The organism is Amphritea atlantica (assembly GCF_018860855.1).
Lineage (GTDB): Bacteria > Pseudomonadota > Gammaproteobacteria > Pseudomonadales > Balneatricaceae > Amphritea > Amphritea atlantica_A.
Genome location: NZ_JAHKQE010000019.1, coordinates 14,895 through 40,227, shown reverse-complemented (window position 1 = coordinate 40,227; position 25,333 = coordinate 14,895). Strand labels below are relative to the sequence as shown.

Sequence of the window (25,333 nt, the reverse complement as noted above, 5' to 3'; positions counted from 1 at the left end):
CGTCTCTATAGATGAAAAGATGGGCCGTTTAAGGAGGTAATTGTACTGCTATTTTTAACAATAGATGTAGTCATTACGACCTTAACGGCTTTTTATCTCGCTTTATCAACGGGTTGTGTGGGGCTGGAAAAGCGTTCCAGCGATCTTTTTAGGGTTGCATGATTAGATTAAATAGCGTGTTACAGTGTGGGGCGTTATCCAATTGTTCAACCGCAGCCACTATCTGCTTGCATCGGGCTAGCTCAAGGTTAACACCGGCGAGTCGGGCAAACTTCTCTTTAAACTCTGAGTCACTCATCGGTGTGTCTGGATCGCCTTTGGCCTGGGTGATCGGGCTAGTGAAACAGCGACCGTCTTTCAGCGTTAGGGTAACGCGGGACAGGATCTCTTGCGGAAACCGTGCAGACAGGTCAGCCGCTTCTTTAATCTCGATCTTGCCACTGATCGCTAGAATATCATCGGCAAAGATAGCGTCCCCGGTGACTTCAGACGGGCCTACCTGACCCCTAGCAATTAAGGCGGCGACCGGAAAGGCCAGTCCATATTGCGCTTCATCGGCATTGCGGGGGAAATGCCCTTGGAGTCGCATCGATTCATGAAACGTTTCAATCTCGATTGTATCGACACTGTCTCCGTTAATCTCTGGATGCGCCTGCAGCAACGCCGTGACCGCGGTCAGTGATGGCTGTGCCCAGCGGCAGACAGGCCAAGGCTTAAAGTATTGGGCATCGATCTCCCAGCGTTCACCTAGATCATCCCAACAGTGGGCGATCGTGTCGTCGGCAACGGTTTCTGCCGGTGCGCCGGTAATACCCGATTGCGCCATAAAGACCGCATTAAGACCGGCATAGGCCCCCGCGCCATGAGCATCCCGGAGGTTGGATGGGAAATCAATTAAACGCATCATTGGGCAGCGTGGGCCAAAGTATTCGGCGATCCCCAACGCGTGCATAAAGGTGTCTTCATCCAAGTTCAATAGGCGGGCTGCGCCGCACACCACGCCTAGTCCAGAAAAGGCGCCCGATGCATGGTATTCAGGGGCGTTGTGCATGAGCGCAACACCGGCACGCAGCCCCGTTTCGTAGGCCACGGTCAATGCTGATAAGAAGGTTTCACCGCTGATCTCATGACCCTGCTGACGATAGGCATCCGCCAGTGCCAGTAGGGCAGGTACGACCGTCGCGCCAGCATGACCTTTAGAGGTAAAGTGACCTTCGTGGGCGTCCAAACTATCGGCACTGAAACCACCGGCCCAGGCTGCACCGAGAGGATGCACCGAACGTCCATCAAACAGTAGCCGAGCGTTATGGTTGACGCCAGGGTAGTGTTGTTGGGCATAGTCGCGGATGTTCTGGCTGGTTTGGTTATTGATGGCGCCTGCTAGCACGCCAATAATGTCCAGCAATGAGATGCTGACACGGTGACGGGTTGCTTCCGGTAGGTTAGAAAAACTCAGCGTTTGCACAAAGTGATACAAATTCATGGCAAATAATCCTGCTGATAAAGACTCTGTAGAGGGTAAAAAAGGCACTCGAGAGTGCTTCTTGAAAGTGCTTCTCGAAAGCGTCTCTCGAAAGTGCCTTTGTTTAGCTTAGGGTGAGATTATTTTTCAACGGCACGGGCAGCGGCTAACCAGCTATCAAACTTAGCTTGGTGAGCGGCAATCCAGTCGTGCGCATGACGCTTGATATCAGCAATGGATTTTTCGCCATTTTGCATCTTCAAGTTCTGAGCACTTTCATCACCGGCAGTGATCTGTACCAATGATAGGAACTTAGTGGCGACTGGGTTTTCTTCAGCGAATTCGCGATTCAATACGGATTTCACCTGATCGACCGCAAAACCAAGATTTTTACCCTCGAAGCTGGTGTTAACATCGTTGTTGCCATCGGGAAGTGACGTGTAAGGCACTTCCAACCAGACAACATCTTCACCTTCTACCAGTACACCGGCGATCCATTGTGGAACCCAAGTGAAGTAGAATACTGGCTGACCTTCTTTGTAACGGGTAATGGTATCGGCCATTAGGGCAAAGTAAGATCCCTGATTGTGGCTAACGGTGTCTTCTAGATCATAGGCTTTCATATGATGGTTAATCACCAGTTCACAGCCCCAGCCTGGGTTACAACCGGTTAGATCGGCTTTACCGTCGCCATTGGCATCGAATAATTTGGCAATCTCCGGTTTTTGAAGATCGGTCAGCTTGGTGATGTTGTATTTATCGGCGGTCTTTTTATCGATCAGGTAACCCTGTAAAACACCGGGAATGATATCCCCTGCTTTAACCATGTATTTATCGCCACCGGCCTTTTGATAAAAGCTGTCATGGAGGATATCCCACATGTGTACACTGAAGTCTGCATCACCGTAAGACAGCGCCAGCATCATGGTGGCATATTCGGTTTCTTTAGGCTCTTCAACTTCGTAACCGAGGGCTTCCAATCCGGCAATGGCTATTTCGCCACGAAAACGTTCTTCGGCAATACTAGGAAAGATGGGGGTAACTTCAACGCCTTTGCCCGGCATGGATTCCGCTTGGCTGGTCGCACTGAAGGTCAATGCGGCTAGGGCAGCGGTTGCGGTCAGTTTGACCATAGAGCGGTTGAGCTTTTTCAGGTGTGACTGGATCATGTTTAAATCCTCATTTATTTTTTTAAGTTGAGTTTCATTTAGCTAACGGATTAGCGGGTTTGCATGCTGCGATAGCCACGCACGAAAAAACCAACGGGACCGGTTTCGTACCAGTGCAAGGTATTGCTTGTATCGGAACGTTCACCCATTGCTTGTGTTAAACGATCAAGGAAGATGGCCAGCAGTACCAGACCTGCTCCGCCAACGGTTGCCAGCCCCATATCTAAACGACCAATACCTCGCAATACCATCTGACCAAGCCCGCCGACCGAAATCATTGAGGCGATAACGACCATTGAGAGTGACAGCATCAGGGTTTGGTTTACGCCAGCCATAATGGTTGGCATGGCTAAGGGGAGCTGAACCTTCATGAGCATCTGTTTGGGGGTGCAACCGAACGCGCGGGCGGCTTCAATCTTATCTTCAGGCACCTGACGGATACCGAGGTTAGTGAGGCGAACCAGCGGCGGCAGGGCAAAGATGATGGTGACCAATACGCCGGGCACATTACCAATACCAAACAGCATGACGACCGGCACCAGATAAACAAATGCGGGCAGTGTTTGCATGGCGTCGAGTAGTGGACGGACGATTCTTTCTACGCGGTCACTACGGGCTGACAGAATGCCCAGCGGCACACCGAATACAACACAGAAAAACAGTGAGGTGAGCACTAGTGAAAGGGTGGTCATTGATTCAGACCAGACACCGATCAAACCGAGGCTGAAAAGGGTAATGGCACAAAATACCCCCATTTTTTTACCGGCGAGTTGCCAGCCCAAGAGTGACGATAAGATGATACCGATCAGTGGTGGAATCGATTGTAATATCGCTTCGGAGAACTCTAAGACCTGATCAATTGGCCAGCGGATAGCGCGAAAAAATTCACGAAAATTTTGTACTAAATAGTTGAGAATGCTCTCGACCCAGTCACCCAGCGGGATAGTGAGAAACTGAAAAGGGTCTAGCAGGTTAAATTCTGACATAGTTCTTCCCCGAATTATTGTTATTAAGAGTGATTAGCTGTGGCTCATTGTTTGCAGTAGTAGATCTTTGGAGATCACACCACAGAAACGACCGTTGCGAGCGATGACCGGCACCGGATAGCTAGCATTGGCGACTTTTTTGATCACATCTTTGATCATGTCGTCGCTATAAATGGATTGATGCTGCTTGACCTGCCGAGAGAGTAGGGCATCAACACTGTCGGAGGCGTCAACCTCGTTAAGCGGCACAATTCCCTGTAACTTGTCCTGGCCATCCAGTAGATAACCAAACTGGCTATTGGCTGGATCAAACGGCTGTACAGCGCCATTGATGCGAATGGTACAACCGCTTTCTTTACAGGCAATGTCGCCAGCTTTAAGAAACTTACTGACATCGACACCTTTGAAGAAGGTTTCAACATACTCATCAGCAGGGTTGCTCATAATCTCTTTCGGGGTGCCGACCTGAATAATCCGGCCGCCTTCCATAATGGCGATACGATCGCCGATACGGATCGCTTCATCGAGATCGTGGGAGATGAAAATAATGGTCCGTTCCTGTTCTTTCTGCAGCCGGATCAGTTCACCTTGCATCTCATAGCGAATCAATGGATCGAGTGCCGAAAAGGCTTCATCCATCAGGAGAATGGTTGGGTCATTTGCCAGCGCACGTGCTAGACCGACGCGCTGTTGCATACCGCCGGACAACTGGTGTGGAAAGCTCGAGCCATGTTCACCTAAGCCCACCTGTTCGAGTGCTTCAAGGGCTCTGCGTTCGCGTTCGTGGCGTTCGATACCGGAGATCTCCAGACCGAAAGCGGCATTTTCCATCACGGACATATGTGGCATTAGCGCAAAGGACTGGAACACCATGCTCATCTCTTTACGGCGAACATCCAGCAGGTCGGCATCGCCTAGGGCGGTAATATCTTTGCCGTTTAACTCAATGGTGCCGGCGGTTGGTTCGATCAGCCGATTGAGCAACCGAACCATCGTTGATTTGCCTGAGCCTGAAAGGCCCATGATGACAAAAATTTCACCCTTCTTAACGGTAAATGACGCATCGAAAACACCGACCGTCTGGCCCGTTTTATCAAAAATTTGATCTTTACTTTCGCCGTTACGGAGCATCTGCATTGCCGTATCCGGTTGGTCGCCGAATACTTTATAGACGTTTCTGATAGACAGAATATTTGTGGAGTCTGTCATGCTGCCCTCTATCAATTTTTATGTTTGTTATCTTTATGAACTGCGGTGAGCGTCTCCCCCAGTCCTTTAATGACTGTACCGCCAGTTGATCGTCAAAATGATCAATTTTCGGTGCAGCATTTTTCTTATTGTTCTGTTGTTCACCCCATTTAAGTTAAGGGGTTTAAGAAAAATCGTCCAACGACTAATTTTCCGTAAAAACCATAACGTTTGGTTATCAGTGATGATAAAAATGCAGCTTAAAACTGTATTAATAACTAAAAATGAGGGAAAGGAGGGTGAGAAGGTGAACTAGGTCTATCGTCATATGCAGGGCGTGCGTGTGGCGAGTGTGGTATTGAGAACTATTTTGAAGGACTGTCTTGAGGGCTGTCTTGAGGAGTATAAACAGAAATGCCCAGCCTGCAGAAACAGGCTGGGTTGTGGTCAGTTGCGACTTAACTCAACTTGCTTTTCATTGTGTCGCAGTACCAATCAACAAACTGGCATACGCCATTTTCGGCAACTTCAGAGAATGGACCTGGGATATAAGAGGGCGAGCTAACACCTCTAAAGGTTTCTTCGACGAGCTGACGGTCTTGATCGTTAGTGGCCAGCCAAACTTTGGTGAGTGTGTCGAGATCATAATCGACACCTTCAACGGCATCTTTCGGCACGATCCACTTGGTGGTGACCAATGTTTCGCCGGAGGATAGCGGCAATACCCTGAAGCTCAGTGCATGGTCGCCCAAAAAGTGATTCCAGGTGGATGGGTAGTTGAAATAGAGCAGTGCGCCGATATCTTCAACATCGGTATTATCCAAACGACCATTGACCGCGGGCTTGCCGTCCATGGTGTAACTCACCGCTTTGGCGGCCAGTGGAATACGGGTCATGCGGTATTGGCCCGCTTTATCCATCACTAGGCGGCTTGGTAAACCTGCTGCTTCGCACTTATCCCAATGGGCGGTCAGTTCTGGATCATCGCTACCGCCAACGCCGGCAACCGAGAGGTTTTCGACGAATGAATTTAGCAACTCTGGGTGGTTACTGTCGCAGTGATAACATTCGCGGTTGTTTTCAAATACCAGTTTCCAATTGCCTTTTTCAAGCAAGTTGGCTTCATGGGCGACTTTACAGTTTTCTAAGTTGTGAGGCGCAATAAAGGGTGAAACATCCTGACGAAACTGCTCGAAATCCGGAGCCTGCTCTGCAACACAGATATAGATGAAGCTGTTGACGATCTCGCAGTGTACCGGCATCAGACCGTGATCATCATTGTTGAATTTTTCGCCCATGTTACCCGCGAATAGAAGCTTACCATCGAGGCCGAACGTCCATTTGTGGTAAGGGCAGACTAATTTAGCGGTTTTACCTTTGGCTTCAGAGCAAACGCGCGAACCCCGATGACGACAAGCATTATGAAAGGCGCGCACATTATTTTGATCGTCACGCACAATAACGACTGGATAATCACCCACCTGAATGGTGAGATACTCGCCAGATTTTTCGATCTCAAAAGTATGACCGGCAAAAATCCACTCTTTATGCCAGATCTGTTCTAGATCTTGCTGATAGACCTCTTCGTCACGATAGATCTCGCGGGTGAGTGCATGTCGAGGTTTACGTTGATTGATGAGCTCCAGAGTTTTGGCTTTGCTGGTCATCATTGTGGCTCCTATGACCCTACACTACGGTAGGCTTTTATTGTTATGGCTTTATTGGCCGCTGAAGTTACACTGGTGCTGCTGTCGTTGACGTTCACGCTGGTGTCGTAAAACTGAGAGACGAAACCAGTAGCACAGTTTAAACTGCTGTAAGTAAGTTGAATCCTGCTTATATTTACAATTTCAGTTTATGGCCGGGTGAGAAACCGATAAAGCGACTTTTTATTAAGAGAATTGAATACCTGACGTTATGGTTAAACATGTAGAGCCTGATCAGATTTTGGTGAAGATGCCGTCGTTACGCGCGGTTAGGTCTTTTGTTGCGGCCGCGAAGTATCAAAACTTTACCCGTGCCGCAGAAGCGTTGTGTGTTACTCAGGCGGCAATCAGTCGTCAAATAAGAGAGTTAGAAGCTTCTCTAGGGGTTAGTTTATTTAAGCGAGCAGGTCGAGCCGTTGAGCTAACCGAAGCGGGCACTATTTTGTATGATGCGGCTTACCTATCGTTTGTGAACATTGCTCAGGCAGCGCAGCGGATTAAAAACAGCGATAAACGCAAACAGGAACTTATTATCTGTTGTTCGCCGGCCTTTTCTGCATTTTGGTTATCGAGTCGTCTACCCAGTTTTTTTGCGGATCATCCAGATATTGATGTGAATATTGTTACCACCAATAATTTTTTACAGATGGAGCCGGGTGTTCATCCAGATATCTTTATCAATAAAGTGAGTGATCCCCGCGAAGGCTATCATTCGATTCCGCTGTTTTATGATCTGATCTATCCGGTTTGTTCACCACTGTTTTTGAAGCAGAACCCGGATATCGTGACGCTGGATGGTTTGTTAAACACCACCTTACTTAACCTAAGTCCCTATGGTCGTTCGCAGATTGCGGAACATGTTGATTGGGAAGTGTGGTTGGCCAGCCAGGGGGTGTCCATTGATGTGGATGATTCCGATGGCCGTCGACATGTTTTCAATGCCAATGATTACAATATGCTGATTCAGATGGTGCTCAACCATCAGGGTGTTAGCCTTGGCTGGAATCAGTTAGTGAAACCGATGATCGAGCAGGGTTGGCTGGTGCGGGTCGGTGAGTTTAATACGGATTATCGAGAAAAGCTCCATTATTTAACCTATTCCGAAAGTCGAAAAGATAACCTCGCTTTTCGTTCATTCAGAGACTGGTTTTTGGAGGTTATACAGGCAGAAGAAACGTGGGTGGGGGAGTAGCGTCGCTGAGTTAACACTCATTACTTTTCTATTATCTTTAATAAAAAGCCCCCCGAAACCGAGGGAAATCACTTAGGTTAGATCGCTGACCAATCGTCTCACAGTAAGCACTGTGCCGAATGGCGATCAGTCAGGATCGAGTGAAGAGCGCTTTAGATATTCATGGCCGCCATTTCACGGGCAATGTATTCAGACTGTCGAATGGCTAAGGCGACAATGGTGAGTGTTGGGTTTTCAGTCGCCCCCGTGGTGAACTGACTACCATCGGATATAAATAGATTAGCAATATCGTGGCTCTGTCCCCAGCCATTAACGACCCCATCCTTGGCGTTGAGGCTCATTCTGTTGGTGCCAAGGTTGTGGGTGCTAGGATACGGAGGCACTCGAATGGTATTGAGCGCACCAATCGATTCATATACCGCGGCCCCTTGCTTGTAGGCATGTTCTCGCATGGCAACATCATTCGGGTGATCGGTCACATGAACATTGGCAACCGGTAGACCATATTGGTCTTTGACCTCATGGTTTAGGGTAATGCGGTTGGTTTCTTGCGGCATATCTTCACCAACGAGCCACATGCCTGCCATGTTTTCATAGTTGTCCAATTCGCCGGTAAACTCTTTGCCCCAACTACCTGGATTCAGGAAAGCGGCTAAAAAGGGTAGACCGAGTGATATGGTTTCCATTTCATAGCCTGCGACAAAACCCCGTTTTGGGTTATGTTCGGATTCATCCTGAATAATACCTGCCATGGTGGTGCCGCGATGCATATTGACAGGTTTCTCAAATACACCATAAACGGAACCGGTCACATGGCGCATGTAGTTTCTGCCAACCTGCCCTGAGCTGTTAGCCAGTCCATCTGGAAATAATGCGCTGGCGGAATTGAGTAATAGGCGCGGGCTTTCAATTGAGTTACCGGCCACGCAGACAACGCGAGCCTTCTGGTGATGTTGCTGACCGTTAGCATCGACGTAAATCACGCCGTCGACTTTACCCGCCTTGTTATGGGTTATTTTTAATACATGCGCTTCGGCTCGCAGTTCAAAATGGCCGGTAGCCTGTGCTTTAGGGATCTCGGTATAGAGGGTGGACCACTTAGCGCCCATTCTGCAACCTTGGAAACAAAACCCTAGCTGGCGGCATGATGCTCGGCCATCCCGTGGCTGTGAGTTAATGGCCATCCGTCCGGTGTGAACTTCCTTATAGCCAAGCTGCTTAGCACCTGCTTCCATCACCTTATAGTTATTGTTACCGGGTAGTGCGGGAATGCCGTTGGTTTGCGTGACGCCCATTTTATCTTCGGCCATATCATAATAAGGCTCTAGGTCTTGAAGCGTAATCGGCCAATCTAATAGGTTGGCGCCCTCGACATGGCCATAGGTGCTAAGACCTTTAAATTCGTGTTCTTGAAACCTCAAGCTGGCACCCGCCCAGTGCAATGTTGAGCCGCCGACGGTTTTACAGATCCAAGCGGGTAGGTTAGGAAAATCTTTAGCCACTCGCCATTCGCCGGACGCGGTGCGTTTGTCCAGCCATGCTTCTTTGGAAAACATTTCCCACTCTTTGTTGACGAAATCCGTTTTAAAATCGAGGTGCTTACCTGCTTCGAGACAGACGACGTTAATACCTTTCTGTGCTAATTCATTACTGAGTGTACCGCCACCTGCACCGGAGCCGATGACAACCACGACACTGCTATCGTTTAGATCAAATTTTTTCATTGTTATTGTCCTTAATCTTATTAGTGGTTAGGCAGCCAATCGATATCGTTGAAACCGCGCTCTAGATAACCACCGTAGGGAAAGGAGGGGCCTTCATAACCAAACAGATTCCAGATTTTGTCATTGTTATACAGTGCCACCACGATGTGACTACGTACCTGATCAAAGAAAGGGCTACCCTCGATCTGCTTTACGACAATAAGTTGCTGCTCGGCGGACAGGGCTAAGAAATTGTGTTGGCTGTGTGAGTTGAGGGTTTTAACGCCGTCGTTAAGCAATTTCAGCAATGCAGGGTCGTTTTTGGCTTTCGCATCCAGACTTTCAACGCAAGCGTCATAGTAGACATCAGTCAGTTGGCTGTGAGGGTATAACGTTCGACAGAAAGCCGAGAGGCTCTTGCCGGTTGTATTATCGATGGTTGTCAGCGTCATTGCCCACGCACTAGGACTAATGCTGATGCCTGATAGGGCGAGCGCAACCGCACTTGCAGCGGTAATCGTGCCTTTTTTTAAGAAGCTTCTACGGCTCAAGCTTTGCTTTTTCATACTCAACTCCGGACTTTTATTGTTGTGGTCTTTCGGAATGGTGTAGCGGGTCTCTATTGATAGCGGCCATGTTTTTCTAAAAACTCGATTTTGTAACCGTCTGGATCGGTGACAAAAAAGAAACGGGCTAATAATTGATTGTCACGGTGAAACTCTTTTACCTCAGCAGGTTGATAGCCTAGTTTTGTGAGCTTCTCTTGCGAGGCGGCGGCATTGTCAACACAAACGGCGAGGTGGCCGTAGCCGGTGCCATGGGAGTAGGGTTCGGTTTGGTTGTGATTATGGGTGAGCTCTAATTCGAAATCGTTTTCGTCGTTACGCAGATACACCAGTGTGAAATCGTCAAAGTCGAGACGTTCTGCGATATTCAGGTCTAGCGCCTGTTGGTAAAAAGAGAGTGAACGATCTAAGTCAAATACTCGGATCATAGAGTGGATAGCTTTGGCCATTTCTGAATTAACCTCATCTGATTGATACAGTAGAGGTTAATTCTTTCCGCGCAAGCTTGGTGGTACTGGAGTACCACACGGAAGGTTAGTCAGAAAAAAGATGGTTTAGCTCGCTACCGACAGTTGCTCGTGGGCGGTTGTCATGACTTCGTCGGGTTGTTCTAAGTAAAGGGCGCAGGCACAACGTAACAATGAAGCGAAATTCGGAACATCGCCATTAATAACCAGAGCCTCATCATAAATCTTGGAGAGAAACTGCGGTGTACTCATGACCTGCTCAGCGGCGACCCCATCGAGAATATTCCAGAATTTAGCTTCCAGCTTAACGCTTGTCGAGTGGCCACCTAGACGGAGTGAGCGTGATATGAATTTATAATTCTCAGGATTCTGACCAGCAAAAATATGGCACATGGTGAGGTCTCTTTTTATTTTTAGAATATTTATTGGACAACAGTATAGGTATTAGATGGCTGTGTTTCCAGAGTCGTTACCGGCTACCTAGCGCTTTTTTTCGTTATCTATGGTGGCATGGTCAGCTGATTTATTATTTATTTTCATAACCTAAAGTTATGAATAGCGCGCAAAAAAGGTTGATTGCGGAGATATCGGCCCTGTCGTTACCATTTTAGTAAGTTCGGATAGCCCATTCAGTAAGAAGAATCCGGTCATATAACAATGATAACGAAGGTAAATGAAATGTATTTTGAAGGGATCTATACACCCGTTGTTACGCCGTTTAAAGCCGATTATACGGTTGATTATGATGCTTATGCGATGCATGTACAGTATCTGCTTGATTCAGGTGTTCAGGGCTTAATGATTGGTGGCACCACGGGTGAATACTATGTTGAGAGCCATGCAGAAAGGGTCGAGTTGCTGAAAATAGCGCGCCAGATCTGCGGCGATAAACTACAAATTATTTTTGGTACCGGCTCTCTTAATCCTCTTGAGTCGATCAAATTAGCCGAAGATGGCGCTAAATATCAGGCCGATGTGATTCTTATCTCTACGCCGCCTTACTCTTTGCCAACCCAGAAAGAACTGGCTGAGCATGCGTTAACGATTGACCGAGCCGCTAACCTACCGGCCATGCTTTATAACTACCCAGATCGCATGGGTGTGAATATGGAAGCTGAGTTTTTCGATCGTATCGCCGACTGCAGCAATATTTGCAGCATTAAAGAGAGCTCAGGCGACATTAACCGGCTGCATATGCTGATCAATGACTATCCAAACATTCAGGTTGCCTGTGGTATGGATGATCAAGCGCTGGAGTTTTTTGCTTGGGGCGCTAAAAGCTGGGTTTGTGCTGGATCTAACTTCTTACCGCAGGAGCATAAGGCTCTCTATCAAGCCTGTGTTGTCGATAATGACTTTGCCAAAGGCCGTCGCATTATGGCTGAGATGATGCCGTTGATGCATGTGTTGGAGCAGGGCGGTAAGTTTATCCAGAGCGTTAAGCATGGTGTCACACTGGACGGTCGTGTTGGCGGGGAAGTGCGTAAACCGCTGCTGGGGTTAGATGATGCAGAGAAAGAAGCGATGGCTCAGGTTGTCGCGCAATTAAAAGCGAATATTGCCAACATTGTAGCGGAGGGTTAAGCGATGGCTGATTTACTGACACATGATGAGTATAAAGCGATTGCGGCTCAGCTGACGCCGCCGTCTATGAGTTTTATCAATGGTAGCTTACGGCCCGCCAGCGATGGCGGCACTATCGTTGTGACCAATCCAGCGACCGGCGAGCGGATTACCGAGATTGCCGCCTGCACCACTGAGGATGTTGATTATGCGGTCGCGAGTGCGCGTGCGGCGTTTGAAAGCGGCTGCTGGAGCAAGATGCATCCGTCTGAACGTAAAGGCATCTTGATTAAGCTAACCCAGTTGATCGAACAGCACGGTGATGAACTGGCGGTGTTGGAATCGATCGATTCGGGTAAACCGATCTCTGATTGCGTCACCATCGATATTCCTGAAGTGGTGCATACCATTAGCTGGCATGCGGAATTGATCGATAAAATTTATGATCAGACGGCCCCTGTTGGCTCTGGTGCGATGGCGATGGTGGTGCGTGAGCCGGTCGGTGTGGTCGGTGCGGTGTTGCCGTGGAACTTCCCCATTTTGATGCTCGCTTGGAAAATGGCCCCTTCACTGGCGGCGGGCTGTTCAGTGGTGCTGAAGCCTGCTGCGCAGACGTCGTTGACGGCCATTCGAGTGGCTGAATTGGCCGCTGAAGCGGGCGTGCCTGCGGGTGTGTTCAATGTGGTGACAGGTTCCGGCCGTGTTGTGGGCGAGGCGATTGGCCGTCATATGGATGTTGATATGGTGACCTTTACGGGTTCTACCGTCACTGGACGCCGTTTCCTTAACTATTCTGCGGACTCTAATATCAAAGAAGTCGTGCTGGAATTGGGCGGTAAAAACCCCTGTGTTGTACTCGATGATGCGGAAGATCTTGATACCGTTGCCGAGCAAGTGGTTGCCGCAGCTTTCTGGAATATGGGTGAAAACTGCTCTGCGGGTTCTCGCTTGATTGTGCAGGAAGGGGTTAAAGAGGCACTGCTGGCAAAAATTGTAGAACATGCCAAAGAGTGGAAAACGGGTGATCCCCTCGATCCTAGCAATCAATTAGGTGCGCTGGTCGATAAAGGTCATTTCGATAAGGTTACCGAATATTTCGACATCGCCAAACAAGACGGGCACCGGCTGATCATGGGTGGCGAGTCTGTTGATGGTTGCTATGTTCTGCCGACGATCTACGACGATGTTAAAAACAGTGATCGTTTAGCCACAGAAGAGATATTCGGTCCTGTTCTTTCGGTGATCACCGTGAGTAGTTATGAAGAAGCGATCGCCGTTGCCAATGATACTGAATATGGTCTGGCCGCCTCTGTCTTTACAGCGAATGCGCGTAAGTCTATGCGTGCAGCTCAGGCGCTGCGGGCGGGTACGGTCACGGTTAACTGCTTTGGTGAAGGTGATATCACCACGCCATTCGGTGGCTATAAGCAATCGGGCTTTGGTGGCCGTGATAACTCCATTCATGCCCATGATCAATTTACCCAGTTGAAAACGATCTGGGTCGATCTCGGTGATGAAGCGTAGACCGTTGCGCTGACTGACAGCTAAAGCACTCGATATTCAGGTACAAAACTCAGGGCGAACCGCTGTGAAGGGGTTCGCTCAAGGGGTGCGTTTGCCTGATGATAGGGGCGGAAAAAGTTATGAAGAACACGATAAATGTAAAACGATTGCCGAAAGACCCAGGTCCCGCCGCGTGGAATCGTATTCTGCCATCATCCGCCGGATATCCGACGTTGAAGGATGATATTCATGCGGATTGGGTGGTGATCGGAGGTGGATTTGCCGGGTTAGCCGCGGCCCGTCGCCTCAGTCAGTTAGTGGGTGATGAATCCATAGTGGTACTGGAAGCCAGCCGGATAGCCGATGGCCCCGCCGGTCGTAATAGTGGTTTTATGATTGACCTGCCCCATGATCTGAATTCAGATAGTTATGCTGGTACTCAGCATCAAGATCAACAACAGATTCGACTGAACCGTGCTGCGATTGAGTTTGCCCGTGAAACGGCAGAAGCCTACGGCATGGGGCGTCAGGTTTTTGATCCTTGTGGAAAAATGACCGCTGCAGGCACCGCCAAAGGTATGGCGCATATCGAAAGTTATCGCGGCCACTTGGATGCCCTCGGCGAAGCCTATGAACTGAAAAGCGCGGCCGATATGAAAGATTGGACCGGTAGCGATTTTTATCAACAGGGATTATTCACCCCAGGAGCGGTGATGATTCAGCCCGCCGCCTTTGTTCGTCAAGCGGCGAGAGGCATGAGCGAGCGAGTATCTATCTATGAGAATAGCCCGGTAACGTCGATGCAACTTGGTGCGCAGCACCGTTTAATCACACCGAGTGGAAGTGTACGTGCCAAACGGGTGATTCTGGCGGTTAATGGGCATATTCAATCCTTTGGCTTTTTCCCTAGTCGGTTGTTGCATGTGTTTACCTATGCATCGATGACTCGGGCGCTGAGTCCGCAGGAAGTCACCCGTTTAGGGGGCGCGCAAGACTGGGGTATTTTACCTGCAGACCCGATAGGCACCACGGTGCGGCGCAGTTCGGATTACCGTGGCAGTGGCAACCGGATCGTGATCCGTAACCATGCAACCCTGAATCAGTCGATTGAAGTCAGCCCTAAAAATATGAAGCGGGCAGCGGGCTTACAGGATCGTTCCTTTGCCAACCGTTTTCCTATGCTAGAAGGGGTGGAGATGGAGTATCGCTGGGGTGGACGACTCTGTTTGTCATTAAACTCTATGCCTGCGTTTGGCGAGATTGAAGAGCGGGTTTGGTCGGCTTGCTGTCAGAACGGACTCGGTACTGTTAAAGGTACACTGTCAGGCATGATGGCAGCGGAGATGGCGGTATTAGGCCGTTCCGATCTGTTAACTGATTATCTTGATCATCAACAGCCGAAACGTTTACCGCCGGAGCCATTTCTATCGCTGGGGGCGAATGTCACCATGCGCTGGAAAGAGTGGATGGCCGGTACGGAACTCTGAGGGAATATCCCGAACAGCGTTTAAATAATAATGATAAACACCAGCCAATAATTGGATGGGAGAGACTGATGAGTGAATTTAATACCAGCGATTTTATGAATCCAATGATGACCCAGACTTGGTCTAACGGCCGTCATCTGGTGCGATGCGTTAAAGTCATTGCTGAAACCCATGATGTCACAACCTTTACCTTTGGTATGAATCAACCGGTATTGTTTTTCTTTAAACCCGGTCAGTTTGTGACCCTAGAGCTGGAGATTAATGGCGAGCGGTTAATGCGTTCTTATACCATATCGAGTTCGCCATCGATCCCTTACAGTTTTTCGATTACGGTTAAAAAAGTCCCAGGTGGTAAAGTCTCGAACTGGTTGCATGAAAACCTGAAATCAGGGGATCAGGTTGCGATTCACGGCCCTGTTGGGCAATTTAACAGTATGGATTCCCCCGCTGACAAAGTTTTGCTGCTTTCCGGCGGTGTGGGTATTACGCCGGTGATGTCGATGGCGCGCTGGTGGTTTGATACGGATTCTGAAGTCGATATGGTGTTCGCCCATAGTGCCCGAACGCCAAAAGATATTATATATGCCCGTGAATTGGAATATATGAGCACGCGGGTGGAAAACTTCCGTTTGCATCTTATCAGTGCTCATACGGAAATAGGCCAAGCGTGGGGAGGCTATCGAGGCCATCTAAATCTACCGATGCTGAGTTTGATTGCGCCGGATTTTCTGCAACGGGAAGTTTTTTGCTGTGGTCCTGAACCTTACATGGCGGCGGTTAAAACGATGCTGCAGGAAGCCGGATTCGACATGGACCATTACCATGAAGAATCCTTTGGTGCGACCCCGGTTAAGGATGTCGAACGGGCCGAAAAACATGCCGATGAAGCAGAGGTCGAGGCGCTAGAGCCTAAAGACCTCGTTGAGGTATGTTTCACCGATGCGGGCAAATCCACCGCCGTTGCCATTGGGGTCAACCTAAATGAAGCGGCAGCCGAGGCGGGCGTTAATATCGCTAAGGCTTGTGGGGTTGGTATCTGTGGTGCTTGTCGGGTGAAAGTGATCTCCGGCGAATATGATATGCAGCACAATGGGGGTATTACAGAAGAGGAAATTGCTCAGGGATATGTCTTGTCTTGCTGTACTCAAGTACAGAGTAATATGGAAATTGATTACTAATTTCGTCATCTAGTGTAATAATCGCTACCTCAATACAGGGCTTCGGCCCTGTTTTGTTTTAAAGTTTCTGCTTTAAGGGATTAGGTGTGAAGGACGATCGTAAACAGTTTTGGTTGGGTGTGCGGGATCTGCTGCCGTTGATGTCAGGTGTGCTGCCGTTCGGTTTGATTACCGGCGCTACTGGGATGTCATTAGGTATGGACCCTGGGATGGTAGTGGGAATGACGGCGCTATTCTTTGCGGGATCTGCGCAGTTGGCGGCTTATTCACTGATTCAAGACAATGCGCCATTCATTATTATCGTGGCAACTACGATGGTGATTAATTTACGGTTTGCGATTTATAGCGCTTCTTTTGCCCCGATACTGGGGCCGTTACCTAAACGCTACCGTTTTTCGTTAGCCTATATCTTATCGGATCAGGTCTATGGGCTTTGCTCAATGCCCGTGCAGATGGCAAAGAATCGCTCGGAACGGATTTGGTATTTAGCCGGGGTGGCATTAGCGCTCTACGTTACTTGGATGATATCGGTGATACTGGGGATCGTATTAGGCGCGGGGATTCCTGCCCATTGGTCGCTGGAGTTTACGATTCCCTTAGCTTTTCTGGCGATGTTGGTCACCACCATTACGAGTCGTCTGCTATTGATGGTGGCCGTGATCTCCGGCTGCTGTGCCATCGCTTTTCAGCTGTTGCCTTTTAATAGCGGCTTTATTGTTGCTGTGGTGGCAGGCGTGCTAGGGGGTTGGTTGTTACCGGGTTGGTTGAAAATGAGGGGAACCCATGAGTGATAACCTGCAACTCTGGTTACTGTTTGTGGCCGTTGGCTTGGGTACCTTTTTGATCCGGCTCTCTTTTATTCAATTTCATGGTAGTGCGGAGGCGCTGATCGCCCGCAGTAAGCATGTTTTAACGTTGTTGCCTCCGGCGATTTTAGCCGCGCTCTGTATTCCGGCGATTGTTTTTACCCGTCCTCTAACGGCGTATCAGCCGGACTATTTTCAATGGATCGCTGCCCTTATCGCTATCTTAATTGCTCGGTTTAGCCGCAGTGTTTTCTGGCCTGTTGCCGGTGGGATGATCTGTTTATGGTTATTGCGCTATCTGACCAGTTAGCAGCGCTAGTCGTTGGCGTCTGTTGCTATTAGGTGAATCGCTGCGATGGCGCGCATGTGAGTAGGGAGTTAAGTTGAACGTATATTATTCAGCCTTAGGGGGCGTGAATGGCTATTGCTAAATCGCCATCTAAATTAACTCTGCCGCAGGTTAATCCTGGGGTTGAGACGGTATTAGAGTATCTGATTGGCAAGTTTCCTCAGGTCGATGCTCAGGTATGGCGACAACGGGCGATCGATGGCAAGTTGCATTGGCATGACGGCACGCTCATTCATTCAGCATCCCTCTACCGGCCCCAGCAGCGAGTGTATTATTATCGCGAGGTTGAGTGTGAACCGATTATTCCGTTTGCTGAAACCATCTTGTTTCAAGATGCGGATATTCTGGTGGCTTATAAACCGTCTTTTCTTCCGGTCACCCCCGGTGGTAAATATGTGAGTCAATGTCTGCAAAATCGGTTACGCCAGACGACCGGCCTAAGCAACCTACAGGCGGTACACCGGATCGATCGGGTGACGGCGGGGTTGGTGATCTTTTCGGTTAATCCGCAAACCTGTCACCTCTATCATCGGCTATTCGAGACCCGACAAGTCAATAAGACCTATCAAGCGATCGCTAAAATCGCCCCGCAGGCTGATGAGCCGCAGATCGGCCAACAATGGCAGGTGATCAATCGGTTGCAATCGTCACAGCCACGTTTTCTGATGACGGTTGTTGACGGCGAGCCGAACAGCCACTCCCGTATTCGCTGTATCGATCGCTGTCAGGATAAAGCGTTATTTGAATTACACCCCGTGAGCGGTAAGACCCATCAACTGCGAGTGCATATGCAAACGCTGGGATGGCCTATCTTGCATGATCGTTATTACCCCAGCTTACAACCTGAGTCTGCCGATAATCTTGCTCAGCCTTTACAGCTATTGGCACAACAGCTACGTTTTATCGACCCAGTGACACAGCAGCCTAGAGTGTTTCATAGTGGTTATGGCATGAACCCGGCTACTTGGCAGTTTGAACGCGAGTCGTTCACGATAGACTAACCTGTCGCATCAAGTTCGGCGGTACATCTCTATCGCTAGATGATGTTTTCGGCCCGCCCCGTTCTTTTATCTTGGCGGTAATCCCTTATAAGGCCTTAGACTTGGGTCGCTAAAGTCACTTTTCTTTTCTCTGTCGTAATTGGACATTCCCGAGGCGTGTTCGAGCATAGCGCCTTTAAGCAGACCCGCTACTATCAATTTTAAGAAACCTAGTTCGGCTTTAATTTGCATGATGGCCATGCAGGGTATTCGCAGACATAACGATAAATTGATATTAAGGCTCGCCTGCTTTGGTCTGGCGTGGAGGTTCAGATGTTTAAGAAAGATGACTTGATCCAAGGGTATGATGACGTATTGTGGAATGCGATCTGTAACGAAGAAGTGCGTCAAGAAGATCATATCGAGTTGATCGCATCTGAGAACTATACCAGCCCTCGGGTAATGCAGGCGCAAGGCTCTGCTTTAACCAATAAATACGCTGAAGGTTATCCTGAGAAGCGTTATTACGGTGGTTGTGAATATGTTGATGTGGTCGAACAGCTAGCGCTAGACCGCGCTAAAGAGCTGTTCGGTGCCGAATATGCCAATGTGCAGCCACACTCAGGCTCTCAAGCGAATGCTGCCGTCTACATGGCGTTGTGTGCTCCGGGCGATACGGTGTTAGGTATGAGCTTGGCTCACGGTGGTCACTTGACTCATGGTTCTCATGTTAACTTTTCCGGCAAGATCTATCATGCGGTTCAATATGGACTAAACGAAGCGACCGGCGAGATCGACTACGATGAAGTTGAACGTCTGGCGTTAGAGCACAAGCCTAAAATGATCGTTGCCGGTTTCTCGGCTTATTCACAGATTGTTGACTGGGCCCGTTTCCGTGAAATCGCGGATAAAGTCGGGGCTTATCTGTTTGTTGATATGGCTCACGTGGCGGGTTTAGTGGCGGCGGGTCTTTATCCAAACCCTGTACCGATTGCTGATGTCGTTACCACGACAACACACAAGACATTGCGTGGCCCTCGTGGCGGTTTGATTCTGTCCCGTGACAATGAGTTGGAAAAGAAACTGAACTCAGCGGTATTCCCCGGTGGCCAAGGCGGCCCACTGATGCACGTCATTGCAGCGAAAGCGGTCGCTTTTAAAGAAGCCTTAGAACCTGAATTTAAAGTCTATCAAGCGCAGGTGATCAAAAATGCCAGTGTGATGGCTGATGTATTGACTGAGCGTGGTTATGAAATTGTCTCCGGCGGTACTAAAAACCACCTATTCCTGTTGAGTCTGATCAAGCAGGGCCTGACCGGTAAAGATGCCGATGCGGCCCTCGGTCGTGCCAATATTACCGTTAATAAAAATGCGGTACCGGGCGATCCACAGTCACCGTTTGTTACCTCGGGTTTACGTATCGGTTCTCCCGTGATTACCACCCGTGGCTTTAAAGAAGAACAGTGCAGCATTTTGGCGGGTTGGATTGCCGATCTGCTAGATGTACTGAACCAGCCAGAAGCGCTGGAAGCAAAAATCACTGAAGTGAAACAGCAGGTTAAGGCGTTGTGCGCTGAATACCCGGTTTATAAGTAAGAATTTAAACACCCAGCGGCCTATGTGTGAGTGACTGGCCGCCCATTAAATTGGAGCTGATGTTATGCAGAAATATTCAGGTTTCGGGCTGTTTAAACACAGTCTGAGTCATCATGAGAATTGGCAGCGCGTTTGGCGTAACCCAACGCCAAAGAAAAAATATGATGTGATTATCATCGGTGGCGGTGGCCACGGGTTGGCAACTGCATATTATTTGGCGAAAGAGCATGGTATCACCAATGTGGCGGTACTGGAGAAGGGTCATCTAGGTGGCGGTAACGCTTGTCGTAACACTACGATTGTACGTTCTAACTATCTGTGGGATGAGTCTGCTGCACTGTATGAACATTCCATGCAGTTATGGGAAGGCCTTGCACAGGAACTGAACTACAACGTCATGTTCTCCCAGCGCGGTTGCTACCATACGTGTCATACACTGCAAGATATGCGCAGTAACGAACGTTTGGTTGCGGCTAACCGTTTGCAAGGTATCGACAACGAAATGGTGGATGCCGAACAGCTGCAAAAAGAAATCCCTACGATGGATTGCTCGAAAAATGCCCGTTATCCCATTATGGGAGCATCGGTTCAGCGTCGTGCCGGTAATGCGCGCCATGATGCTGTCGCTTGGGGCTTTGCCCGCGCCGCAGACGCTTTAGGTGTCGATCTGATTCAAAATTGTGAAGTGATCGATATGGAGATCAGTGACGGCAAAATCACCGGTGTTAAAACCAAGCAGTACGGTGTACTGAAAGCCGATCGTGTTGGTTGTGTTGTCGCGGGTAACAGTGGCGTACTGGCGAAAATGGCTGGTTTTGAACTGCCGGTTGAATCTCACCCGCTACAGGCGCTAGTGTCTGAACCGATCAAACCGTTCCTTGATACGGTGGTGATGTCCAACCATGTGCACGGTTATATGAGTCAGTCTGATAAGGGTGACTTGGTTATCGGTGCCGGTATTGATGGCTGGGTTGGTTATGGTCAGCGCGGTTCTTACGGCATTATCGAACATACCATTCAAGCGATTGTGGAAATGTTCCCCTGCACTAGCCGAGTACGCATGAACCGCCAGTGGGGCGGTATCGTTGATGCGTGCCCAGATGCGAGCCCGATTATTTCTGAAACACCGATTAAGAATTTGTTCTTCAACTGTGGTTGGGGAACGGGCGGATTTAAAGGGACGCCGGGTTCAGGCAATCTGTTTGCGCATACTTTGGCTGATGGTAAGCCACATCCGATTGCGGAACCTTTCTCCATACAGCGTTTCCATACCGGAGCACTGATCGATGAACATGGCGCTGCCGGCGTCGCACACTAATAGGGGCTTAACATGTTACATATTTACTGCCCGCATTGTGCGGAATACCGTGAAGAAGACGAGTTTCACTGCGCTGGTCAGGCACATATTGCCCGTCCGCTAGATCCTGAAGCTTGTTCTGACCAAGAGTGGGGTGAGTATCTGTTTTTCCGTAAAAACCCACGGGGTCTTCACCATGAACTATGGGTACACGCTGCCGGTTGTCGAAAGTTCTTCAATATGACTCGCGATACCCAGAGCTACGAAATTAAAGAAGTCTACAAGATCGGCGAACAGCCATCTGTAGTCGCTGAGTAACAGGAGCGGAATCATGACACAGCAGAACCGCCTCACTAGCGGAGGTCGAATTGACCGTTCCACTCCGCTGACATTTACCTATAACGGTAAACAGTATAAAGGCTTTAAGGGTGATACGCTGGCATCAGCGATGCTGGCAAACGGCATCGATGTGGTTGCCCGTAGTTTTAAATATAGCCGTCCTCGCGGTATCGTTGCCTGTGGTGCAGAAGAGCCGAATGCGGTACTGCAACTGGGTGCGACTGAAGCGACACAAGTACCTAACGTACGGGCCACACAGCAAGAGCTGTTTGATGGCTTAGTATCGGCTTCCACCAATGGCTGGCCGAGTGTTGATACCGATGTGATGGGTATGATCGGTAAAGTCGGTGGCAATATGATGCCACCGGGTTTCTATTACAAAACCTTTATGTTCCCCGAATCCCTGTGGGATACCTACGAGTCTATGATTCGTAAGGCGGCCGGTATTGGCCGTGCTCCTCGGGAAAGAGATCCTGATACCTATGATGCGGTCAATCAGCACTGCGATGTGATGATTGTGGGTGCTGGACCTGCCGGTTTGGCGGCTGCATTGACCGCCGCTCGTGGTGGTGCCCGGGTCATTATTGCTGATGAGCAGAATGAGTTTGGTGGTAGTCTGCTAAACAGCACCGAACAGCTTGACGGTAAGCCTGCCGCTGAGTGGGTTCGTGCTGTGGTTGAAGAACTCAGCACTTTCGATGATGTTATGCTGTTGCCACGCTCAACGGTAAACGGTTATCACGATCATAACTTCCTCACCATCCATGAGCGTCGTACCGATCATCTAGCGGATATCGCGCCTGTTAATACGGTTCGTCAGCGGATTCACCGGGTACGGGCTAAATGGGTTGTATTGGCAACCGGCGCCCATGAACGTCCTTTGGTTTATGCCAATAATGATGTGCCTGGTTGTATGATCACCGGTGCGGTATCAGCTTATATCAATCGCTATGGCGTAGTGCCGGGTAACGAGTTAGTGGTCATGACGACCAATGATTACGGCTATCAAGCGGCGTTAGATTGGGCCGATGCTGGGCGTAAAGTTGTCGCCATTGTCGATACCCGTGAAGCGGCGGTCGGTGATCGTACTGAAGCGGCGCGTCAGCGTGGTCTCAATATTATTTCGGGCTCTGCAGTGATTGAAGTGCAGGGGACTAAACGTGTTACTAGCGTGTCAGTAGCCGGATTGAGCTCGAGCGGTACTAAAGTCATCGGTTCCGTGACTAAGCTGAAAGCCGATACAGTCGCTACTTCTGGCGGTTGGAGCCCAGTCATTCACCTGTCTTGCCATACCGGTAGTCGTCCAGTTTGGAGTGACTCCGTCGTCGGTTTCCTGCCGGGACCAACCGTGCAGAAACAACTCACTGCGGGTGGTATTAATGGTCAGTATGAAACAGCCACGGCATTACAAGAAGGTTTAGATGCCGGTCAGAAAGCGTTGGCTGAAGTAGGCCTAGCGGCTGCTGATGTGGTTCTACCTGATGTGAAAACCTTGAAAGTCGCTGCGCCGATGAGCTTGTTCCACATACCTCATATAAAACCGACCTCTCAAGCACCTAAGCAGTTTGTCGATTATCAAACCGATGTGACGGCGGCGGGTATTGAAATCGCTTGCCGTGAAGGCTTTGAAGCGATCGAGCATGTAAAACGTTATACCGCGATGGGTTTTGGTACCGATCAAGGTAAGCTGGGTAACATCAACGGTATGGCGGTTGCGGCTAAAGCGCTGAATAAATCGATTCCTGAAACCGGCACCACCGTTTTCCGTCCAAACTATACGCCGATTGCCTTCGGTGCGGTGATTGGCCGTAACTGTGGTGCGCTGTTTGAACCCGAACGTTACACCGCGATGCACAAGTGGCACGTTGAGCAAGGCGCCATGTTTGAGGATGTGGGTCAATGGAAACGTCCGTGGTACTACCCGCAGAAGGGTGAAAGCATGCAGCAGTCACTTAATCGTGAGTGCATGGCCGTGCGTAACTCTGTGGGTATTTTGGATGCTTCAACCCTCGGTAAGATCGATATTCAGGGTAAAGATGCGCGTGAATTCCTAGGCCGTGTTTACTCGAATGCTTGGGCTAAGCTAGCTATCGGTAAATGTCGTTATGGTCTGATGTGTGGCGAAGACGGCATGGTCTTTGATGATGGTGTTACCGCCTGTTTAGGTGAGAACCATTTCGTCATGACTACCACCACTGGCGGTGCGGCACATGTGTATGAATGGTTGGAAATTTACCATCAAACTGAATGGCCAGAGCTGGAAGTTTACTTTAATACGGTCACCGATCACTGGTCTACCGCGACAATCACCGGCCCTAACAGCCGTAAGTTGTTGGAAGAGCTGACTGACTTTGATGTGAGTAATGACAACTTCCGTTATATGGACTGGAAACAGATTACTGTGGCGGGTGTTCCGGCGCGTGTATTCCGTATCTCCTTTACCGGTGAGCTGTCGTTTGAGATCAACGTGCAGGCGAACTACGGCATGGCTGTGTGGGAGCAACTGATCGAAGCCGGGGCTAAATATGGCCTGACGCCTTACGGTACAGAAACCATGCACATCCTGCGTGCCGAGAAAGGCTTTATCATTGCCGGTCAGGATACCGATGGTTCGGTTCATCCGTATGACCTTGGCATGGGCTGGTGTGTCTCTAACCAGAAGCCGTTCAGCTATATTGGTAAGCGTGGTATGAATCGTTCGGATTGTACCCGTGCTAATCGGAAACAGTTGGTCGGTCTGAAAACTAAAGATCCTAAGCAGGTGATTCCGGAAGGCTCAGCCGCGGTATTGGATCCTAAAGGTCCTAAGCCGCTGGAAATCCAAGGGCATATCAGTTCCAGTTATTGGAGTGAAACGCTAGGCCACTCGATTGCGATGGGCTTTATTAAAGGCGGTCTCGATAAAATGGGTGAAACGGTCTATTACCCAATGGCCGATGGCACGGTGATTGAAGCTGAAATTTGCAGCCCGATCTTCTTTGATCCGAAAGGGGAGCGTCAAAATGTCTGATCTAAATAACATGACGGCTGCAGAGAGTGCAGCCACCAAAGCCGCGGTGATGAATCAGGTGCCGGGCCCTGAAATCGAGGGTCAGTCGCCACTGCACCATGCGGATTTAGCCAGCCTTGCGAAGCAGGGACCTAAAACTGGGGGTATCCACCTGCGTGAGCAAAAGTTGTTGGGTCATCTGACACTGCGCTGTAATGCAGAAAATGCAGAGCAATTAGCCGCTGTGGAACGTGTGTTGGGGGTAGCGTTACCGCTGCAGCCATTGACCTCTACCGAGAACGGTAATTACTCGATTCGTTGGATGTCACCGGATGAGTGGTTGATTCTGGTGCCAGGGTTGGAAACCTTCGACATTGAAACCAAGTTCCGTGATGAGATGCCCGGTCACTATTCGCTGGTTAACAGCAGTGGTGGTTCAACGGTGTTAGAGCTGTCTGGTGAGAATGTGGTGGATCTGTTGAAGAAAGCCACCCCAGTTGACCTGCATTCAAAATCGTTCCCTGTGGGCAAAGTGGTATCCACTTTGTTTGCTAAGAGCACGGCGACTATTCGTCGTACCGGTGAGCAACGTTTTGAACTGGTGATTCGGCGCTCGTTTTCAGACTATCTCTGGCTTTGGCTGCAAGATGCTAGCCTTGAGTTTGGTCTAGTGGTCGAAGCCTAACGTTAGGCTAGTTTTAATCGAATAAAAGCCAGTCCTGAGAGGGGCTGGCTTTATCTGTTAACTCGGTTGATAGGGTGTTTAATATTGCCCTAAACACGGAAAATGTATCTTTCGGGTTTTAC

The 25,333-nt window shown here is 49.4% G+C and carries 22 protein-coding genes; 13 read left to right on the top strand and 9 right to left on the bottom strand.

Annotation, left to right across the window (positions count from 1 at the left end; genetic code table 11):
- Positions 1-148: 148 nt before the first annotated feature.
- The 5 genes from KO512_RS07420 to KO512_RS07400 all read right to left on the bottom strand — a co-directional run bounded on the left by KO512_RS07420 (position 149) and on the right by KO512_RS07400 (position 6,475).
- Positions 149-1,483 (bottom strand): MmgE/PrpD family protein, encoded by a 1,335-nt coding sequence (locus tag KO512_RS07420; protein ID WP_215951699.1) that lies wholly within the window; start codon positions 1,481-1,483, stop codon positions 149-151.
- A 119-nt stretch (positions 1,484-1,602) separates the two neighbouring features.
- A complete protein-coding gene (gene proX / locus KO512_RS07415) occupies positions 1,603-2,631 on the bottom strand; it encodes a glycine betaine/L-proline ABC transporter substrate-binding protein ProX (protein WP_215951698.1) in 1,029 nt (342 codons plus the stop codon).
- 50 nt (positions 2,632-2,681) lie between these two features.
- A complete protein-coding gene (gene proW, locus KO512_RS07410) occupies positions 2,682-3,617 on the bottom strand; it encodes a glycine betaine/L-proline ABC transporter permease ProW (protein ID WP_215951697.1) in 936 nt (311 codons plus the stop codon).
- Positions 3,618-3,650: 33 nt separating this feature from the next.
- On the bottom strand, positions 3,651-4,826 hold the full coding sequence (gene proV, locus KO512_RS07405) for a glycine betaine/L-proline ABC transporter ATP-binding protein ProV (protein WP_215951696.1): 1,176 nt from the start codon (positions 4,824-4,826) through the stop codon (positions 3,651-3,653).
- A 437-nt stretch (positions 4,827-5,263) separates the two neighbouring features.
- Positions 5,264-6,475 (bottom strand): aromatic ring-hydroxylating oxygenase subunit alpha, encoded by a 1,212-nt coding sequence (locus tag KO512_RS07400; RefSeq protein WP_252734899.1) that lies wholly within the window; start codon positions 6,473-6,475, stop codon positions 5,264-5,266.
- 247 nt (positions 6,476-6,722) lie between these two features.
- Here KO512_RS07400 and KO512_RS07395 point away from each other — a divergent pair, with 247 nt between their 5' ends.
- Positions 6,723-7,703, top strand: coding sequence for a LysR family transcriptional regulator (locus tag KO512_RS07395; RefSeq protein WP_215951695.1), 981 nt, complete (start codon positions 6,723-6,725; stop codon positions 7,701-7,703).
- Positions 7,704-7,855: 152 nt separating this feature from the next.
- On the opposite strand, the gene KO512_RS07390 is transcribed toward KO512_RS07395, so the two are convergent.
- The 4 genes from KO512_RS07390 to KO512_RS07375 all read right to left on the bottom strand — a co-directional run bounded on the left by KO512_RS07390 (position 7,856) and on the right by KO512_RS07375 (position 10,832).
- Positions 7,856-9,427, bottom strand: coding sequence for a GMC family oxidoreductase (locus KO512_RS07390; protein WP_215951694.1), 1,572 nt, complete (start codon positions 9,425-9,427; stop codon positions 7,856-7,858).
- Positions 9,428-9,447: 20 nt separating this feature from the next.
- Positions 9,448-9,972: a twin-arginine translocation signal domain-containing protein gene (locus KO512_RS07385; protein WP_215951693.1), complete on the bottom strand. Its 525-nt coding sequence runs from the start codon at positions 9,970-9,972 to the stop codon at positions 9,448-9,450.
- A 53-nt stretch (positions 9,973-10,025) separates the two neighbouring features.
- Positions 10,026-10,421: a VOC family protein gene (locus tag KO512_RS07380; protein ID WP_215951692.1), complete on the bottom strand. Its 396-nt coding sequence runs from the start codon at positions 10,419-10,421 to the stop codon at positions 10,026-10,028.
- A gap of 105 nt (positions 10,422-10,526) precedes the next feature.
- Positions 10,527-10,832 (bottom strand): ribbon-helix-helix domain-containing protein, encoded by a 306-nt coding sequence (locus tag KO512_RS07375; protein ID WP_215951691.1) that lies wholly within the window; start codon positions 10,830-10,832, stop codon positions 10,527-10,529.
- A 264-nt stretch (positions 10,833-11,096) separates the two neighbouring features.
- On the opposite strand from KO512_RS07375, the gene KO512_RS07370 reads away from it, so the two are divergent.
- The 12 genes from KO512_RS07370 (at position 11,097) to KO512_RS07315 (ending at position 25,211) form a co-directional block, all read left to right on the top strand.
- The gene (locus tag KO512_RS07370) at positions 11,097-12,023 is read left to right on the top strand and encodes a dihydrodipicolinate synthase family protein (protein ID WP_252734897.1); all 927 of its coding nucleotides are present in this window, start codon (positions 11,097-11,099) and stop codon (positions 12,021-12,023) included.
- A 3-nt stretch (positions 12,024-12,026) separates the two neighbouring features.
- Positions 12,027-13,526 carry an aldehyde dehydrogenase gene (locus KO512_RS07365; protein WP_215951690.1) on the top strand — a complete coding sequence of 500 codons (1,500 nt, stop codon included), beginning with the start codon at positions 12,027-12,029 and terminating at the stop codon, positions 13,524-13,526.
- A gap of 119 nt (positions 13,527-13,645) precedes the next feature.
- The gene (locus KO512_RS07360) at positions 13,646-14,992 is read left to right on the top strand and encodes an NAD(P)/FAD-dependent oxidoreductase (protein WP_215951689.1); all 1,347 of its coding nucleotides are present in this window, start codon (positions 13,646-13,648) and stop codon (positions 14,990-14,992) included.
- A 68-nt stretch (positions 14,993-15,060) separates the two neighbouring features.
- The gene (locus tag KO512_RS07355; RefSeq protein ID WP_215951688.1) at positions 15,061-16,170 is read left to right on the top strand and encodes a hybrid-cluster NAD(P)-dependent oxidoreductase; all 1,110 of its coding nucleotides are present in this window, start codon (positions 15,061-15,063) and stop codon (positions 16,168-16,170) included.
- Between the two features lie 86 nt (positions 16,171-16,256).
- The gene (locus KO512_RS07350) at positions 16,257-16,961 is read left to right on the top strand and encodes an AzlC family ABC transporter permease (RefSeq protein WP_215951687.1); all 705 of its coding nucleotides are present in this window, start codon (positions 16,257-16,259) and stop codon (positions 16,959-16,961) included.
- Complete coding sequence (locus tag KO512_RS07345) at positions 16,954-17,286, top strand: AzlD domain-containing protein (protein WP_215951686.1); 333 nt, start codon at positions 16,954-16,956, stop codon at positions 17,284-17,286. Before KO512_RS07350 ends, KO512_RS07345 begins: the two co-directional genes overlap by 8 nt.
- Positions 17,287-17,393: 107 nt before the next feature.
- Positions 17,394-18,326: a pseudouridine synthase gene (locus KO512_RS07340; protein WP_215951685.1), complete on the top strand. Its 933-nt coding sequence runs from the start codon at positions 17,394-17,396 to the stop codon at positions 18,324-18,326.
- Positions 18,327-18,638: 312 nt separating this feature from the next.
- Positions 18,639-19,901: a serine hydroxymethyltransferase gene (gene glyA / locus KO512_RS07335; RefSeq protein ID WP_215951684.1), complete on the top strand. Its 1,263-nt coding sequence runs from the start codon at positions 18,639-18,641 to the stop codon at positions 19,899-19,901.
- A 64-nt stretch (positions 19,902-19,965) separates the two neighbouring features.
- Entirely contained in the window at positions 19,966-21,219 is a 1,254-nt protein-coding gene (locus KO512_RS07330; protein ID WP_215951683.1) for a sarcosine oxidase subunit beta family protein, read from the top strand.
- Between the two features lie 12 nt (positions 21,220-21,231).
- Positions 21,232-21,516, top strand: a complete 285-nt coding sequence (locus KO512_RS07325; RefSeq protein WP_215951682.1) for a sarcosine oxidase subunit delta — start codon at positions 21,232-21,234, stop codon at positions 21,514-21,516.
- Between the two features lie 13 nt (positions 21,517-21,529).
- Positions 21,530-24,547, top strand: coding sequence for a sarcosine oxidase subunit alpha family protein (locus KO512_RS07320; protein WP_215951681.1), 3,018 nt, complete (start codon positions 21,530-21,532; stop codon positions 24,545-24,547).
- Positions 24,540-25,211, top strand: a complete 672-nt coding sequence (locus KO512_RS07315) for a sarcosine oxidase subunit gamma (RefSeq protein WP_215951680.1) — start codon at positions 24,540-24,542, stop codon at positions 25,209-25,211. The genes KO512_RS07320 and KO512_RS07315 overlap by 8 nt, the downstream gene beginning before the upstream one ends.
- Positions 25,212-25,333: the final 122 nt, after the last annotated feature.

Excerpts from the sequence above, each read along its gene's own strand:
- KO512_RS07315 (WP_215951680.1), top strand. The coding sequence starts at position 24,540 with ATGTCTGATCTAAATAACATGACGGCTGCAGAGAGTGCAGCCACCAAA.
- KO512_RS07345 (WP_215951686.1), top strand. The coding sequence starts at position 16,954 with ATGAGTGATAACCTGCAACTCTGGTTACTGTTTGTGGCCGTTGGCTTG.
- KO512_RS07375 (WP_215951691.1), bottom strand. The coding sequence starts at position 10,832 with ATGTGCCATATTTTTGCTGGTCAGAATCCTGAGAATTATAAATTCATA.
- KO512_RS07385 (WP_215951693.1), bottom strand. The coding sequence starts at position 9,972 with ATGAAAAAGCAAAGCTTGAGCCGTAGAAGCTTCTTAAAAAAAGGCACG.
- KO512_RS07355 (WP_215951688.1), top strand. The coding sequence starts at position 15,061 with ATGAGTGAATTTAATACCAGCGATTTTATGAATCCAATGATGACCCAG.
- glyA (WP_215951684.1), top strand. The coding sequence starts at position 18,639 with ATGTTTAAGAAAGATGACTTGATCCAAGGGTATGATGACGTATTGTGG.
- KO512_RS07390 (WP_215951694.1), bottom strand. The coding sequence starts at position 9,427 with ATGAAAAAATTTGATCTAAACGATAGCAGTGTCGTGGTTGTCATCGGC.
- KO512_RS07360 (WP_215951689.1), top strand. The coding sequence starts at position 13,646 with ATGAAGAACACGATAAATGTAAAACGATTGCCGAAAGACCCAGGTCCC.
- KO512_RS07380 (WP_215951692.1), bottom strand. The coding sequence starts at position 10,421 with ATGGCCAAAGCTATCCACTCTATGATCCGAGTATTTGACTTAGATCGT.
- KO512_RS07325 (WP_215951682.1), top strand. The coding sequence starts at position 21,232 with ATGTTACATATTTACTGCCCGCATTGTGCGGAATACCGTGAAGAAGAC.
- KO512_RS07365 (WP_215951690.1), top strand. The coding sequence starts at position 12,027 with ATGGCTGATTTACTGACACATGATGAGTATAAAGCGATTGCGGCTCAG.
- proX (WP_215951698.1), bottom strand. The coding sequence starts at position 2,631 with ATGATCCAGTCACACCTGAAAAAGCTCAACCGCTCTATGGTCAAACTG.
- KO512_RS07400 (WP_252734899.1), bottom strand. The coding sequence starts at position 6,475 with ATGATGACCAGCAAAGCCAAAACTCTGGAGCTCATCAATCAACGTAAA.
- KO512_RS07370 (WP_252734897.1), top strand. The coding sequence starts at position 11,097 with ATGATAACGAAGGTAAATGAAATGTATTTTGAAGGGATCTATACACCC.
- KO512_RS07320 (WP_215951681.1), top strand. The coding sequence starts at position 21,530 with ATGACACAGCAGAACCGCCTCACTAGCGGAGGTCGAATTGACCGTTCC.
- KO512_RS07330 (WP_215951683.1), top strand. The coding sequence starts at position 19,966 with ATGCAGAAATATTCAGGTTTCGGGCTGTTTAAACACAGTCTGAGTCAT.
- KO512_RS07395 (WP_215951695.1), top strand. The coding sequence starts at position 6,723 with ATGGTTAAACATGTAGAGCCTGATCAGATTTTGGTGAAGATGCCGTCG.
- KO512_RS07340 (WP_215951685.1), top strand. The coding sequence starts at position 17,394 with ATGGCTATTGCTAAATCGCCATCTAAATTAACTCTGCCGCAGGTTAAT.
- KO512_RS07420 (WP_215951699.1), bottom strand. The coding sequence starts at position 1,483 with ATGAATTTGTATCACTTTGTGCAAACGCTGAGTTTTTCTAACCTACCG.
- proW (WP_215951697.1), bottom strand. The coding sequence starts at position 3,617 with ATGTCAGAATTTAACCTGCTAGACCCTTTTCAGTTTCTCACTATCCCG.
- proV (WP_215951696.1), bottom strand. The coding sequence starts at position 4,826 with ATGACAGACTCCACAAATATTCTGTCTATCAGAAACGTCTATAAAGTA.